Genomic DNA, 14,288 nt, shown 5'->3' with positions numbered 1-14,288 from the left:
ACGCCCGACCGTGGCCATCTAGTACGAACTCGTACTATTCTCCCGGCATGCCTCGGCCCTCCCGCACCACCCGCCTCCGCCTTCTCCTCTCGACCCTGCTCCTCCTCGCGGTCCCGCTGGGGGCAGCGTGTTCACGCTCCGGCGCGGACGATCGCGGCGACCGCGAGGTGGCGTCCCCGACGACCGCTGCGACGCCGTCGCCCACCGCGGTGCCGTGGCAGACGATCGACGGCCCGCTCGCTCGCTGCGGCCCCCAACCACCGGAGGTCACCGCCGCGCGCTGGCACTACCGTGTGCTGCGCGACCGAGCGGTCGGCGCGGTGCCCTCGGCGCTCGCCGGGAGCGGCCGCACCGTCGCGGTGCTGCTGCACCAGACCGACGGCGGCGGTCTGTGCGGCTGGCTCCCCTACGCCCGGCAGCTGGCGGACGCCGGCGTCGCGGCTCTCGTCGTCGACCTGTGCCGGTACGGCGCGTCCGCGTGCCGTGGCGTCAGCGACGGACGCTTCACCGACGCCGACCAGACGGAGCCCGTGCGCGTGGCGGTCGAGCATGCCCGGCGCGAGCTGGGAGCCCGGCGCGTGGTGGTGGTCGGCGCCTCGATGGGCGGCAGCGTGGCGCTGATGAGCGGCGCCGTCCTGGACGGGGTGAGCGCCGTGGCCGACCTCTCCGGGCCCGTCGACTGGCCCGGCATCGAGGTCGCTCACGGCGGGCGAGCGCTGCGGGTGCCGGCGCTGGTGGCGATGGCCGAGCAGGAGGGCCCGGACGACGTGGCCCGCGCCCGCGCCATCGTCCGGCGCGCCCCGGCGGGCAGCCGACTCGTGGTGCCCGACGACGGCCACGGCTACGAGCTCCTCCACGACTACGACGGCGTGCCGCTGCCCTTCGGCAAGGAGCTGCTGGCCTGGATCCGGCGCGGTCCGAACCCCTGAGGAGGCACATCCCCTGCGCTCAGCGCGGCCGCTGGTCGCTGATCCGCTTGGCCTTGCCCAGCGAGCGCTCCAGCGCGTGCGGCGCGAGCACCTCGACCCGGGCGGTGACGCCGATCCGCTGCTTGATCCGCTCCTCGAGGCGGGCGCCCAGCGCGGCGTCGTACGACGTCGACGCGGCCTCGACCTGCACGGTGAGCTCGTCGAGGCTGCCGGGACGGGTCAGCACGCAGAGGTAGTGCGGGGTGAGCCCCTCGATGGCGAGGATCTGCTCCTCGACCTGGCTCGGGAAGACGTTGACGCCCCGCACGATCATCATGTCGTCGGTGCGGCCGGTGACCTTCTCCATCCGCCGGAACGCGGGGTAGGCCGTGCCGGGCAGCAGGCGGGTCAGGTCGCGGGTGCGGTAGCGCACCACCGGCATCGCCTGCTTGGTGAGCGAGGTGAACACCAGCTCGCCGCGCTCGCCGTCGGCCACCGGCTCCAGCGTCACCGGGTCCACCACCTCGGGCAGGAAGTGGTCCTCCCAGACGTGCAGGCCGTCCTGGGTCTCGCCGGACTCCTGGGAGACGCCCGGGCCCATCACCTCCGACAGCCCGTAGATGTCGACCGCGCGGATCCCCGACCGCTCCTCGACCGCGCGCCGCATCTCATCGGTCCACGGCTCGGCGCCGAAGATCCCGACCTCCAGCGTCGTCGACCGCGGGTCGACCCCCTGGCGGTCCATCTCGTCGAGGATCGCGAGGAAGTACGACGGCGTCACCATGATCACCCGCGGCCCGAAGTCGACGATCAGCTGGACCTGCCGCTCGGTCATGCCGCCGCTGACGGGCACCACCGTGCAGCCGAGCCGCTCGGCGCCGTAGTGCGCGCCGAGGCCTCCGGTGAAGAGCCCGTAGCCGTAGGCGACGTGCACGAGGTCGCCCGGCCGGCCGCCCGCGGCGCGGATCGACCGCGCCATCACCTCCGACCAGGTGTCGAGGTCGGCCTGCGTGTAGCCGACGACGGTCGGCCGGCCGGTCGTGCCGCTGCTCGCGTGCACCCGCGCCACCTGCTCGCGCGGCACCGCGAACATCCCGAAGGGGTAGTTGGCGCGCAGGTCGGCCTTCGTCGTGAACGGGAACCGAGCCAGGTCGGCGAGCGACCCCAGGTCGTCGGGCCGCACGCCCGCCTCGTGGAAGGCCCGGTGGTAGTGCGGCACGCCCTCGTACGCCGCGCGCAGCGTCGCGCGCAGTCGATCGAGCTGGAGCGCCTCGAGCTCGGCCCGGTCCAGGGCGGGGATCTCTCCGCTCACCAGAACGCCCCGCCGATCTCGCGGCTGCGGCCGACGAACGTCGCCACGACCGTGTCGCCGGCGGTGACGGTGACGTCGTAGGTGCCGTCGCGGTCGTCACGCTCCCGCTCGACGGCGCGGGCGACCAGCACGTCCCCGGCGCGGGTGGGCGTGCGGAACCGGATCTCTGCGCCGGCCGCCACGGTGCGGCGGTTGTAGGAGTTGCACGCGAAGGCGAACGCCGAGTCCGCCAGCGTGAAGGTCAGTCCCCCGTGGCCGATCGCGTGGCCGTTGACCATGTCGTCGCGCACGGTCATCCGCAGGGTCGCCGTCCCCGGCCCCACCGCGTCGATGCTCATGCCGAGCGCCTGGCTCGCGTGGTCGTCGGTCCACATCGCACGGGCGCTCGCGCGGGCGATCTCCTCCGGGGTCACCCGGCCCACGGTAGGAGGGTCAGAGCGTCCGGTCGAGCAGCGTGCGGAGCTCGTCGAAGTGCCGCTCGGTGGCCGACTCGTCGTAGACCGACGTGTCGGCCATCGTGAAGCCGTGCGCGGCGCCCGCGTAGATCTCGTTGACGTGCGGGCGGCCCGCCTGCTGGAGCGTCTCCTCGAGAGCAGCGACGGCCTCGATCGGCATGCCGGGGTCCTGGTCGGCGTGCCCGAAGGCGTAGTCCGCGGTCGACGCCGCGATCGAGCGGTGCGGGCTGTCGGGGGCGTCGGTCACGAGGCCACCGCCGTGGAAGCCGCCTACGGCGACGACCGTGCCGGGGTGCCAGCCGGCGGTGCGCACGGCGAGCCGGGCGCCCATGCAGTAGCCGGTGACCCCGATCGGCCCGGCGCCGGCGTGCTGCTGGAGCGCCGCGACCCAGGCCGCGGCATCGCGCTCGGCGAGCTCCGGGGTCAGCCGGTGGACCCGGTCCATGACCCCGCCGGCGAAAAACCGCTCGCGCTCCGCGGGCCGCCGGAGGTCGGTGGTCGGCACGAAGTCGGCGGCTCGGCCCTCGCGGTAGAACACGTGCGGCGCGAGCACGACGTACCCCCACGCCGCGATCCGGTCCGCCATCTCCTGGATCTGCGGCCGCAGCCCGATCGCGTCCATGTAGAGCAGCACGCCGGGGTCGCCCGGCTCGCCGGTGAGGTAGGCCTCGGCGGTGCCGTCGGCGGTCTCGACGTCGACGGTCGCGCGCATGCTCAGAGCACCCGGCGCAGGGTGTCCGGGACCAGGTCCGCGACCGTCGGGTAGCCGTCGACGGCCATGATCAGGTCGGCCTCGGCGAGCAGCGACCGGAGCACGTGCACGGCTCCGGGCACGCCGCCGAGCGCGAGGCCGTAGACGTACGGGCGCCCGATCGCGACGGCGGTGGCGCCGAGGGCCAGCGCCTTGACCACGTCGGCACCCGAGCGCACTCCGGAGTCGAAGATCACCGGCGCGCCATCGGCGGCCGCGACGACGTCGGGCAGCCACTGCAGCGCGGAGCCACCGCCGTTGGCCTGCCGGCCGCCGTGGTTGGAGCAGTAGATGCCGTCGACCCCGTTGTCGAGCGCACGCTTCGCGTCGTCGGGGTGGCAGATGCCCTTGAGCAGCAGCGGCAGGTCGGTCAGCGAGCGCAGCCACGCGAGGTCGTCCCACGAGAGCGGGTTGCCGAACGTGCCGGCCCAGGTGAGGACGACCGTGCCCGGGTCGGGGTCGGGCCCGGTCATCGCCTGGAAGACCGGGTCGGAGCTGTAGTTGGCGAGCGCCTTGTTGCGCAGCTGGGGGAAGTTGCCGCTGGCGAGGTCGCGCGGCCGCCAGCCCGGGAGCCAGGTGTCGAGCGTGACCACGATGCCGTCGTAGCCCGCCTGCTCCGCTCGCTGCACGAGGCTGGCGGCGAGGTCGCGGTCCTTGGGCGTGTAGAGCTGGAAGTACGACGGGGTGTCGCCGGTGTGCGCCACGACGTCCTCGAGCGGGTCGTTCATCAGCGTCGAGGCGATCATCGGCACGCCGGTCTGAGCGGATGCCTGTGCGGTCGCGATGTCGCCGTGCCCGTCGGGCGTGCACAGGCCGATCACGCCGACCGGCGCCATCATCAGCGGCGTCGGCAGCGTCTTGCCGAAGAGCTCGACGGACAGGTCGCGCTCGGCGGACCTGGTCAGCATCCGCGGCACCACGGCCCAGCGCTGGAACGCCTCGACGTTGGCGCGCTGGGTCGCCTCGTCACCCGAGCCGCCCGCGACGTAGGTGCGCAGCTCGGGCGGCAGCGCCGCCAGGGCGTCCCGCTCCAGGTCCGCGTGGTCGAAGGGCATCCGAGGCAAGACACCCGACAGCGCCTGGAAGTAGATTTCGATCTGGTAGTCGCCGTACGCCACGGGAGCATCATGCCTGAGCACACGACCATGAACACCGTCATCCACGCCGCGTTCCGCCGCGACCTCAGCCGCTTCGAGGACGCGCTCGCGACGTTCCCTGCGGACTCCCGGGCGCGGGCGGACCAGCTCGCGGTCGCGTGGGACAACTTCACGACCCAGCTGCACCACCACCACGAGGACGAGGAGACGATCTTCTTCCCCGCGCTGGCCGGCGCGGGCGCCGAGCCGGGTCTGATCGGTGCCCTCGAGGGCGAGCACGAGGCCATGCAGGAGGCGCTCGCCGCGGCCGACGCGCTGATGGCAGCGTTCGTCGCCGCGCCGACGCGGGCGAACGCCGAGGCGGCGCACGCCGGCCTGGCCCGGCTGCGCACGGTCCTGGTCACCCACCTCGACCACGAGGAGCGCGACCTCGAGCCGATCGCCCACGCCTACCGGGACACCGAGGCGTGGAAGGCCGCCCAGAAGGCGGTGCGCAAGGCGCACCCCGAGAACCTGGGCACCTTCCTGGCCTGGCTCCAGGACGGTGCCGACCCGGAGACGATGGCCAAGCTGCGGAGCGAGATCCCCGCGCCGGTCGTCTTCGTCCTCAGCCGCGTCCGGGGACGCCACTACCGCCGCGAGATCGCGCCGACCTGGGCGTGAGCCTCAGATCTGGCGCTGGATGCCTGCGAGCAGCTGGCGGGCCATCACGATCCGCTGCACCTGGTTGGTGCCCTCGTAGATCGGGGCGGTCTGAGGACCATCTGTCACAGCGCTGACTGCGCAAACAGCTCGATCAGGACCGAGGGCAGCCTTCGACCCGAGCATCTAGATGAAGAGGAGTTGCGCCCCGTCGGTCTTCTCGATGAAGTCAGAGGCACTGATGATCGCCTCGACCTCGTCGTAGAGATCCTCGGCCTCCAGATGCTGCATGTCGGCCGACATCCGGCAGGCCCACAGGTGGCCACCCGAGTCGACGATCTGCTGGAGGAACTCAGGCACCTCGGGTACACCGATTTCCTCGATCGACTTCTTCATCTGGTGCGTGGCCATCGCCGTCATCCCGGGGAGGCCTCCGAGGCCCTGCGGCATGTGGGTCGCAGTGTTGCCGAGCATCGTGAACTTCAGGTCGCCCATCGTCTTCTTGTTGATCATGTCGAAGCCCCAAAACGTGAAGAACAGGTGCGTCTCGACGCCCTCCCCGAGAGCGGCATTGGCCAGGATCAGCCCGGGGTAGGCCATGTCCAAGTTGCCCTTGGAACAGATGATGGCGAGCTTGCGACCGCTCTCGTCCTCGCCGAAGGACGGGACGACCGGTGTGGTTGCGGTGGTGGACATGGCTGGTCTCCTTGCTCGGTTCACACGCATCCGCGGGGCTTGGGCAGCCCGGCGATGTAGGCCATCTTCGTGGCCGGCTTCTTCGGGAAGAGCACGAACAGCTGCTTGGTCGGGATCCCTCCGACGGTCGCCACCCGACGCAGCGTTGCGGTCTCGCCGTTCTCGGGGAAGTCGCGACGCAGGAAGCGGATCGCATTCCAGTGCTCTTCGCTCATCTCGATGCCGATCTGCGCGGCGAGCACGGTGCCCAGATCTTCGCTCCACTCGTCGTACTGGGTCATGAAACCCTCGTCGTCGACGTGGATCTCGTGACCGTCGATCGTGGTGGTGGACATCTCAGGCCTCCTGCTGGTCTGGTTCGGGCTCGGGAACGTGCTTCCCGGTCATCGACATCAGGGCCGGGAGCGGGACCGGACGACCGGGGAGCAGGACGTTCCAGTAGATCCACCGGAATGCGAGCTTCCCGAGGTGGTTGACGCGGGTCGCCTTCAGCAGGTCCATCGGGCCGACGACCGGGAAGGGGTACTTGCCCGTCAAGGGCTCGGTGTCGTAGTTGAAGTCGATCAGCAGCGCCTTGTCGTCGCCGGCCTCCACGAAACAGTTCGCGTGCCCGTCGAAGGCCCCGGTCATCGGTCGGCCGGCGATGTGCTCGAGGAAGTTGTCGACGAAGATCTCGACCGAGAAGTGCGCGACCGAGCCGGCTTTGGACGCGGGGATGTCGCTGGCGTCCCCGATGGCGAAGATGTTCTTGAACTCCGGGGAGAGTTGGGTGTGCTTGTCCACGGGCACATAGTTGAGCTCGTCGCCGAGCCCGGATCGGGCGACGAAGTCGGCACCCATGTTCAGCGGGATCGTCACCAGCAGGTCGAACGGGACCTCGCGCTCGTCGTAGGAGACGAGCACCTTCCGCTCTGTGTCGATGCGCTCGACCAGGAAGTCGGTCTCTACGTGCACCTTGCGCTCCTCGAGCATCCCACCCAGTTGCGCTGAGGCGACCGGCTTGGTGAACGCCCCGTCCAGCGGCGTCACGTAGACGAGCTCGACCCGGTCGCGAATCCCCCGCTCACGCAGCCAGGCCTCGACGAGGAAGGTGAACTCGAGGGGCGCGACCGGGCACTTGATCGGCATTTCGGTGATGTGCACGACGAGTCTGCCGCTGTCGAATCGGGTGAGCGCTCCGGCCAGCGCCTCTGCGCCCTCGAGCGTGTAGAAGTCGAAGATGCTTCGCCGCCACTCCGTGCCCAGCATGCCGGGCGTCTGGTCCGGGCGCGGGGTCGTGCCGGTGGCAATGACCAGCTGGTCGTACGGCAGTCGACGACCGTCCTCGAGGAGGACGACGTTCTCGTCGGCCACGACCCTGTCGATCATGCCGACGACGAAGTCCACCCCCGCGGGGAGGAACGCGTGTCGTGACCTGACGACCTGCTTTCGGGAGTAGCCGCCGAAGGGCAGGAACAGGTAGCCGGGCTGATAGTGGTGCTCGTCGTCGCGGTCGACGACGGTGATGCTCCACTCGATGCGGTCAAGACGATGCCGCAACTTGTTGGCGATCATGGTCCCGGCCGTGCCGGCGCCCAGGATGACGAGGTGCCTCATGGCTCTCCTGCCTCTCGCTACACCTCGACGCTAACCCCCGGGGGTATCCATCGACAGGGGACAAAGTCCCGCATCACGCGAGAGAGAGGAAGAGCTTCTCCATCTTCTTCACGTCGACACTGTCCATGCCATCGCCCGCGGTCAGGCACTGCTGCAGCCCGCTCGCGACGATCGCGAAGCCGGCCTTGTCGAGGGCCTTGGAGACCGCCGCGAGCTGGGTGACGACGTCCTCGCAGTCGCGACCCTCTTCCAGCATCCGCAGGACGCCGTCGAGCTGACCGCGGGCGCGCTTGATCCGGTTGATGACCGGGGTCATCTCGGTGGGGTCCAGCTCCATGTCAGTGCTCCTCGGTGAGTGCAGCCAGGGCCGCGGTCAGGCGACTCCCTGCCTCAGCGGCCACGTGTTCCAGCCCGGGGACGAGCTGGGTCATCGCGGCGGGGTCGATCGCCTCGACGAGGCAGGTGCCGTCGTCGAGAGATCGTACGACGACGTTGCAGGGCAGCATCGCGGCGACCGAGGGGTCCGCCTGAAGTGCGGCGTACGCGAGGGGCGGCCGGCAGGCGCCCAGGATCACCTGGCGTGGCATGTCGACGTCGAGCTTCGCCTTCAAGGTGACCGCGATGTCGATCTCGGTCAGCACGCCGAAGCCCTGGTCGGCCAGGGCGGCGCGAGTGGCGGCCACTGCGTCCTCGTACGGCAGGGCCACGGTGGCACTCAGCGTGTAGCTGCTCATCGGTGTTCTCCTCATGGACTCGACGTACCCCGGGGGGTATTTTGAAATGGTAACCGATACCCCCTAGGGTATGTCGCATGACGACTACCGGCGCCCACACGCACGACAGCGCGGTCGACCCCGAGATCGGCTACCGACCTGGTCTCCTGGGCCGCCTCGGAGTGTGGGTGATCGACCACGCCCGGATCACCACCGCCGTCTGGCTTCTCCTGGTTGTCGGCCTCGGCCTCTTCGCGCCGCGGGTCGAGTCCGAGCTGTCCGGCGCCGGTTGGCAGGCAGACGGGTCCGACTCCGTCGCAGCACGGGAGCTTGCCCAAGAGCACTTCGGCGGCAATGCCTCCACGGCGATCCAGGTGGTCGTGCGCTCCGCAGACGGCCCGGTCACCGAGGGGCCGGGCAAGCGGGTTCTCGCCGAGGCCGCCGCCATCCTGGAGCAGGATCCTCGGATCGCCGCGGTCCTCCAGCCGCAGCCCGGGGCCACGCTCAGCCAGGACGGCACCACCGCCGTGCTCCTGGCCGGCGCCGCCGCAGACCCCAACGAGATGGTGCGGGCGGCCGACGACCTCAAGGGGCCGCTGCAGGACCTGTCGACCGCGGAGGTCGAGGTGAACCCGACGGGAGCCTCGCTGCTGTGGTCTGACTTCAACGAGGCCAACCTGTCGGCGATGCTGAAGTCGGAGATGGTGTCCTGGCCGGTCACGCTCGCGATCCTGGTTCTGGCCTTCGGCGCGCTCGTCGCCGCGGGTCTGCCGCTGATCCTCACCCTCGCCGGACTGGTCGCCTCGGCGGGCTCGCTGGTCCTGATCAACCAGGTCGTGCCCGTCTCGATCTGGGCGATGAACTTCGCGATGATGTTCGCACTCGCGCTCGGCATCGACTACGCGCTCTTCATGGTGGTGCGCTTCCGGGCGGCGCGCATGGGCCACCACGAGAGTCCCCGTCAGGCGATCGCAGAGACCATGGACACCGCGGGCAAGGCGGTGCTGCTGTCCGGCGCGACCGTGCTGATCTCACTCTCGGCCGTGATGCTGGTGCCGTCCCCGTCCTTCCGCTCGATGGCCGGCGGGATCATGCTCGCGGTGATCTTCGTCCTCGGGGCGACCCTGACCCTGCTCCCGGTGGTGCTGGCCAAGCTCGACCACCGGATCAACAAGCTCGCGCTGCCGTGGGTGCATGCCGGCGAGCACCGGTCGCCGAGGTTCGCCGCCTGGGGCGACCGGCTCTGGAAGCGCCCTTTCGCCTGGGGTCTCGCTTCGTTCGTGGTCCTGGTCGCGCTCGCCGCGCCGGTGATCGGCCTGAAGACCGCGATGCCCTCGATCAAGGTGCTGCCCGAGAGCGCCAGCGCCCGGGTCGGCTACGACCAGGTCCAGGCGTCGTTTGGCGACGGCGCCCCGGGCACCGTCCAGATCGTCGTGCCCCAGGTCGATGCCGACGCTGCCGCAGCCGTCCTGGAAGCGGACGCGGGCATCGCCGGCGCGATGCCGGGGGTCCTCGCCGGCGACGGGTCGTCGTACGTCCTGATCCAGGCCGTGCCGGCCGTCGACCCGTCCGACCCCGCCCTCGCCGAGACGGTGGCCCGGCTCCGCTCCGACCTGCCGTCAACAGCGGTCGTGGGAGGCGCGGCGGTCGAGAACCTCGACCTCAAGACCCAGCTCGACGACTCCACCCCGCTCGTGATCGGGGTGATCCTGCTGCTGGGGTTCCTGTTGCTGCTGGTTGCACTCCAGGCACCGCTCATCGCGCTCCTCGGCACGCTCGCGAGCCTCCTCTCGACGGCCGCAGCGTTCGGCTTGGCCCGGCTCGTCTTCCAGGAAGGCTGGGGATCGGGGCTGCTGGGCTTCGAGCACCAAGGGTTCCTCGACGCCTGGGCGCCGGTGTTCTTCTTCGCGATGATCTTCGCGATCGCGATGGACTACACGGTGTTCCTGCTGGCCTCGGCCAAGGAGCACTACGAGCACTCCGGCGACCCGAAGGACGCGATGGTTGGCTCGCTCGCCCACTCCGGCCGGGTCATCTTCGCGGCCGGGGCGGTCATGGTCGCGGTGTTCTTCACCTTCGCCCTCTCCGGACCGCTCCCGCCGAAGGAGATGGGGGTCGTCCTCGGCGTCGCCGTCCTCCTCGATGCCTTCCTCGTGCGGCTCGTCCTGCTGCCCGTGCTGCTACGGGTCACCGGACGGGCCGCCTGGTGGGCCCCGGGCTGGCTCACCCGCCTGCTGCCCAACATCCGGTTCTCCCACAGCTGACCAGCACCACGAGAAGAAGGAGCCACTCCACCATGTGTCACGCAGTCACCTGCAAGACCTGCAGCAAGCCGACCTGGGCGGGCTGCGGACGCCACGTCGAGCGTGCCCTGGCCGGCGTTCCCCGCTCCGATCGCTGTCCCGGTCACGCCAAGGGCGAGAGTCCCGGGCTCTTGGGGCGCCTCTTCGGTGGACGCTCGTGAACCTCGACAAGGGAGTCTTCGCCGTCGCGGGCACGGTCGTCCTGCTCAGTGTGCTGCTGACGGTCACCGTCTCGAGCTGGTGGCTGCTGCTCACCGTCTTCGTCGGACTCAACCTGCTCCAGTCAAGCATCACCGGCTTCTGCCCCGCCGCCAACGTCCTGGCGCGAATCGGCGTGCCGAGCGGCTGCGCGTTCTCCATCCCCACCGACCAGGGACCCGCCACCAGAAAGGCCACGTCGTGACCACGACCACCACCGAGCACGCCCACGGCAAGGACGTCCTCGACGCACTCAACCCGCTGCACCGCGGACTGCGTCGCGCCGTGCCCGATGTCTACAAGGGCTTCGGCGAGCTCCACAAGGCCGCCTTCGCGCCCGGCGCACTCGACCAGCGCACGAAGGAGCTGATCGCGCTTGCGATCGGCGTCGTCGAGGGCTGTGACGGCTGCATCGCCTCCCATGCCCAGGCAGCGGCCCGGGCCGGCGCCAGCAAGCAGGAAGCAGCCGAGGCCATCGGCGTCACCTTCCTGATGAAAGGCGGACCGGCCACCATCTACGGGCCGCGTGCCTACGACGCGTTCTGCGAGTTCGCCGACGCTCTCGCCTGAGCATCGCGCTGTGCCGGCCGCAGCTCGCGCCGCCGCGGCGCCTCGACCTCGGCGCCCGTCAGTCCGGCCGCGGGTCGAGGGGACGGTCGGTCAGCGCACGACCGATGCCACCGCAGAGGTCCCGCGGTCGCTGCCCGGCTGAAGCGGACCGCGGGTCATCCCGTCATCCAACCCATCATGCCCTGGCCCATCATGCTCCGGCCCGACCAGCCGTTGGGCGAGCCATGGCGCCAGCCCATGCCCCACCGGCTGCCATTCCAGCGGCGTCCGGATCAATGTCAGCTACCTGAAAACAGGCATCCTGAGGGCTGGATCGGTCCTCTGACCTGCAAACCCGCAGGTCAAAGGTGTGACTGCACCCCTGCAAGGAGCTGCCGTGCCATCACGATCCGCTGCACCTGGTTGGTGCCCTCGTAGATCTGGGTGATCTTGGCGTCGCGCATCATCCGCTCGACCGGGTAGTCGCGGGTGAACCCGTAGCCGCCGAGCACCTGCACCGCGTTGGTGGTGACCTCCATGGCGACGTCGGACGCGAAGCACTTGGCCGCGGCGCCGAAGAACGTGAGGTCCTTGTCGCCCCGCTCGGACTTGCCGGCGGCGGCGTAGGTCATCTGGCGCGCGGCCTCGACCTTCATGCCCATGTCGGCCAGCAGGAACTGCAGGCCCTGGAAGTCGCTGATCGGCTTGCCGAACTGCTTGCGCTCCTGGGCGTAGCCGAGCGCGTAGTCGAGCGCGCCCTGCGCGATGCCGACGGCCTGGGCCGCGATCGTCACGCGGGTGTGGTCGAGGGTCTTCATCGCGGTCTCGAAGCCCGTGCCCTCGGCGCCGATCATCCGGTCGGCGGGGATGCGGACGTTGTCGAGGTAGACCTCGCGCGTCGGGCTGCCCTTGATGCCGAGCTTCTTCTCGGGCGCACCGAAGGAGACGCCCTCGTCGGACTTCTCCACCACGAACGCCGAGATGCCGCGGCTGCGCTTCTCCGGATCGGTGACGGCCATGACCGTGTAGTACTCCGAGACGCCGGCGTTGGTGATCCAGCGCTTCACGCCGTTGAGCACGTAGGTGTCGCCGTCGCGCACGGCGCGGGTCTTCATGCCCGCGGCGTCGGAGCCGGCGTCGGGCTCGGAGAGGCAGTAGGAGAAGCCGCCCTCACCGGCGGCGAGCTTGCCGAGGTAGTGCTTCTTGAGCTCCTCGGAGCCGGAGAGCTGCACCGGCAGCGAGCCGAGCTTGTTGACCGCCGGGATCAGGCTGCTGGACGCGCAGGCGCGGGCGACCTCCTCGATGACGATCACGGTCGCGAGCGCGTCGGCGCCGGCGCCGCCGTAGGCCTCCGGCACGTGCGGGGCGTGGAAGTCGGCGGCGAGCAGCGCGTCGGCCGCCTCCTGCGGGTAGCGGGCCTGCTCGTCGACGTCGGCGGCGTACGGCGCGACCTTGGCGTCGCACAGGTCGCGGACGGCCTCGCGGACGGCCTGGTGCTCCTCGGAGAGGGCGAACATGGGGTACTCGGCGCTCATGGGCCGCAATCTAGTCCGGCCGGTCGGCCGCCTCCGCATCAGTGCGCGGTATCCCGGGTGTGAGATATCGGACGTGCACACGCCCGGCCGGGCAGGGCCCGGCCGGGCGTGCGTGGTGCTGGGACTACGTCACTTGACGGTGACGGTCACCTTGCCCTTGCTGGCACCGAAGCTCGGGGTGCCCTTGTAGGTGAGGGTCAGCTTGTTCTTGCCGTCCTCGAGCTTCTTCAGCGTCACGGTCGCGACGCCGGTCTTCGGGTTGACGTTGGCCTTGCCGACGGCCTTCTTGCCGCTGGACACGACGACCTGGCCGGCGGTGGCCACCGAGCCGTTGCCCTTGACCGTGACCTTCAGCTTGACCGGCTTGCCGGACTTGCCGGTGGTGTTCTTGGCCGTGGTCTTGGTGGTCTGCTTCGCCAGGGTGGTGTCCCACATCGAGGCCTGCACCTGGCCGGCGACCAGGCTGCAGTCGAGCTTGAAGCCGTCACCGGTCTTGGCGGTGATGATCGTGAACTTGCTCGGGATCGTCGCGCTGAACGCGCCCGGCTTGGCCGCGGCGAAGGCCGGGTTGGTGCCGGTGCCCTGCCAGGTGGCGGTGCCGCCAGCGCCGGGGGCGAAGTCGCCGGCGACCGCGAACGGGACGTTGCCGCCCAGCTTGAAGTCGTCGGAGCGCGCGCCGGTGATGCCGACGCTGGCCATCGTCGCAGCGGCGTCGGCCGGGACGCTCGCGGACACCGAGATGGTGCCGAGCTTGCCCTTCGCAACCGCCTGACCGGCCCAGGTCGGCGTCGTGGCCGGGGTCTGGGTGATCGTGATGGCGAAGTTGTAGGACAGGCTGAACTCGGCCTGCACGCAGTTGTAGGTCGCGGTGGCCGTGGCGGCGTCCGCGGTGGCCGTCCCGAGGCCGACGAGCGCGCCGGCGGCGAGGGCGGCGGTGGCGCCTGCGGCGGCGGTGCGAGCGGAGAGTCGACGAAGGTTCATGAAGTGTGCTCCTCCCGAGCAAACTCAGTCGCTACCGGGCGGTAGCAGAGACGGCCGTCACAGTAACCCGTGAGGTGTAACGCGGGTCACGGAACCCCCCAAAAATGACCGGCGACCTAGGCTCCTCCTCGTGACCATCGAGATCACCGACTGGCAGCACCCGGAGTGGGTCCGCCTCATGCTCGACGAGTGCGAGACCTGGGCGGTCGTCGGCCTCTCGGGCGACCACCGCCGGACGGCGTACGAGATCGCGAGCCTGCTGCAGCGCCGCGGCAAGCGGATCGTGCCGATCCACCCCGACGCCCCCGTCGTGCTCGGCGAGCAGGGCTACCCCACCCTCGCCGACGTGCCGTTCCCGATCGACGTGGTCGACGTCTTCCGCCGCTCGGAGGCCGCGGGCGAGTTCGCCGACCAGGCGGTCGCCGTCGGCGCTCGCGGCGTGTGGTTCCAGCTCGGGGTGATCGACCGCGACGCGTTCGCGCGCACCGTGGCCGCGGGGGTGCCGATGGTGATGGACACCTGCCCCGCGATCGAGTGGCGGCGGCGCTGATC

At 70.5% G+C, this 14,288-nt stretch carries 17 protein-coding genes; 6 read left to right on the top strand and 11 right to left on the bottom strand.

Features of this window, described 5'->3' with window-relative positions:
* Positions 1-47 precede the first annotated feature (47 nt).
* Positions 48-929 (top strand): alpha/beta hydrolase family protein, encoded by an 882-nt coding sequence (locus HZF07_RS21585; RefSeq protein ID WP_157344391.1) that lies wholly within the window; start codon positions 48-50, stop codon positions 927-929.
* A gap of 19 nt (positions 930-948) precedes the next feature.
* On the opposite strand, the gene paaK is transcribed toward HZF07_RS21585, so the two are convergent.
* Genes paaK through HZF07_RS21565 form a run of 4 tightly spaced genes read right to left on the bottom strand, consistent with a single transcriptional unit; the run spans position 949 to position 4,544 of the window.
* Complete coding sequence (paaK, locus tag HZF07_RS21580) at positions 949-2,220, bottom strand: phenylacetate--CoA ligase PaaK (RefSeq protein ID WP_309504888.1); 1,272 nt, start codon at positions 2,218-2,220, stop codon at positions 949-951.
* A complete protein-coding gene (gene paaI / locus HZF07_RS21575) occupies positions 2,217-2,633 on the bottom strand; it encodes a hydroxyphenylacetyl-CoA thioesterase PaaI (protein ID WP_309504887.1) in 417 nt (138 codons plus the stop codon). The genes paaK and paaI overlap by 4 nt, the downstream gene beginning before the upstream one ends.
* A gap of 19 nt (positions 2,634-2,652) precedes the next feature.
* On the bottom strand, positions 2,653-3,387 hold the full coding sequence (locus HZF07_RS21570; RefSeq protein ID WP_157344389.1) for a dienelactone hydrolase family protein: 735 nt from the start codon (positions 3,385-3,387) through the stop codon (positions 2,653-2,655).
* A 2-nt stretch (positions 3,388-3,389) separates the two neighbouring features.
* A complete protein-coding gene (locus HZF07_RS21565; RefSeq protein ID WP_181645479.1) occupies positions 3,390-4,544 on the bottom strand; it encodes an alpha-hydroxy-acid oxidizing protein in 1,155 nt (384 codons plus the stop codon).
* A 9-nt stretch (positions 4,545-4,553) separates the two neighbouring features.
* Between HZF07_RS21565 and HZF07_RS21560 the strand changes: the two genes are divergently transcribed.
* Entirely contained in the window at positions 4,554-5,186 is a 633-nt protein-coding gene (locus HZF07_RS21560) for a hemerythrin domain-containing protein (RefSeq protein ID WP_157344387.1), read from the top strand.
* Between the two features lie 165 nt (positions 5,187-5,351).
* Here HZF07_RS21560 and HZF07_RS21555 read toward each other — a convergent pair whose 3' ends face one another.
* From HZF07_RS21555 to HZF07_RS21535, 5 genes are all read right to left on the bottom strand, one after another.
* Positions 5,352-5,861, bottom strand: coding sequence for a DsrE/DsrF/DrsH-like family protein (locus tag HZF07_RS21555; protein ID WP_157344385.1), 510 nt, complete (start codon positions 5,859-5,861; stop codon positions 5,352-5,354).
* A 20-nt stretch (positions 5,862-5,881) separates the two neighbouring features.
* Positions 5,882-6,196 carry a TusE/DsrC/DsvC family sulfur relay protein gene (locus tag HZF07_RS21550; protein WP_157344383.1) on the bottom strand — a complete coding sequence of 105 codons (315 nt, stop codon included), beginning with the start codon at positions 6,194-6,196 and terminating at the stop codon, positions 5,882-5,884.
* Position 6,197: 1 nt separating this feature from the next.
* Complete coding sequence (sqr, locus tag HZF07_RS21545) at positions 6,198-7,457, bottom strand: type III sulfide quinone reductase, selenoprotein subtype (RefSeq protein ID WP_157344381.1); 1,260 nt, start codon at positions 7,455-7,457, stop codon at positions 6,198-6,200.
* A gap of 73 nt (positions 7,458-7,530) precedes the next feature.
* The gene (locus HZF07_RS21540; RefSeq protein WP_157344379.1) at positions 7,531-7,794 is read right to left on the bottom strand and encodes a metal-sensitive transcriptional regulator; all 264 of its coding nucleotides are present in this window, start codon (positions 7,792-7,794) and stop codon (positions 7,531-7,533) included.
* 1 nt (position 7,795) lies between these two features.
* Entirely contained in the window at positions 7,796-8,191 is a 396-nt protein-coding gene (locus HZF07_RS21535) for a DUF302 domain-containing protein (protein WP_157344377.1), read from the bottom strand.
* Between the two features lie 77 nt (positions 8,192-8,268).
* Here HZF07_RS21535 and HZF07_RS21530 point away from each other — a divergent pair, with 77 nt between their 5' ends.
* From HZF07_RS21530 to HZF07_RS21520, 3 genes are all read left to right on the top strand, one after another.
* Positions 8,269-10,434 (top strand): MMPL family transporter, encoded by a 2,166-nt coding sequence (locus HZF07_RS21530; RefSeq protein WP_157344375.1) that lies wholly within the window; start codon positions 8,269-8,271, stop codon positions 10,432-10,434.
* Between the two features lie 196 nt (positions 10,435-10,630).
* Positions 10,631-10,876 (top strand): YgaP family membrane protein, encoded by a 246-nt coding sequence (locus tag HZF07_RS24625; protein ID WP_181645478.1) that lies wholly within the window; start codon positions 10,631-10,633, stop codon positions 10,874-10,876.
* Positions 10,873-11,241 (top strand): carboxymuconolactone decarboxylase family protein, encoded by a 369-nt coding sequence (locus HZF07_RS21520; RefSeq protein ID WP_181645477.1) that lies wholly within the window; start codon positions 10,873-10,875, stop codon positions 11,239-11,241. Before HZF07_RS24625 ends, HZF07_RS21520 begins: the two co-directional genes overlap by 4 nt.
* Positions 11,242-11,582: 341 nt before the next feature.
* Here the strand turns inward: HZF07_RS21520 and HZF07_RS21515 are convergent, their stop codons facing one another.
* On the bottom strand, positions 11,583-12,755 hold the full coding sequence (locus HZF07_RS21515) for an acyl-CoA dehydrogenase family protein (RefSeq protein WP_157344373.1): 1,173 nt from the start codon (positions 12,753-12,755) through the stop codon (positions 11,583-11,585).
* A gap of 129 nt (positions 12,756-12,884) precedes the next feature.
* Positions 12,885-13,736, bottom strand: a complete 852-nt coding sequence (locus HZF07_RS21510; RefSeq protein WP_157344371.1) for an Ig-like domain-containing protein — start codon at positions 13,734-13,736, stop codon at positions 12,885-12,887.
* Positions 13,737-13,866: 130 nt separating this feature from the next.
* Here HZF07_RS21510 and HZF07_RS21505 point away from each other — a divergent pair, with 130 nt between their 5' ends.
* The gene (locus HZF07_RS21505; protein WP_309504886.1) at positions 13,867-14,286 is read left to right on the top strand and encodes a CoA-binding protein; all 420 of its coding nucleotides are present in this window, start codon (positions 13,867-13,869) and stop codon (positions 14,284-14,286) included.
* Positions 14,287-14,288: the final 2 nt, after the last annotated feature.

The sequence above is a fragment of the Nocardioides agri genome, from assembly GCF_013778305.1.
Lineage (GTDB): Bacteria > Actinomycetota > Actinomycetes > Propionibacteriales > Nocardioidaceae > Nocardioides > Nocardioides agri.
This window is presented reverse-complemented; position numbering and strand designations above follow the sequence as displayed.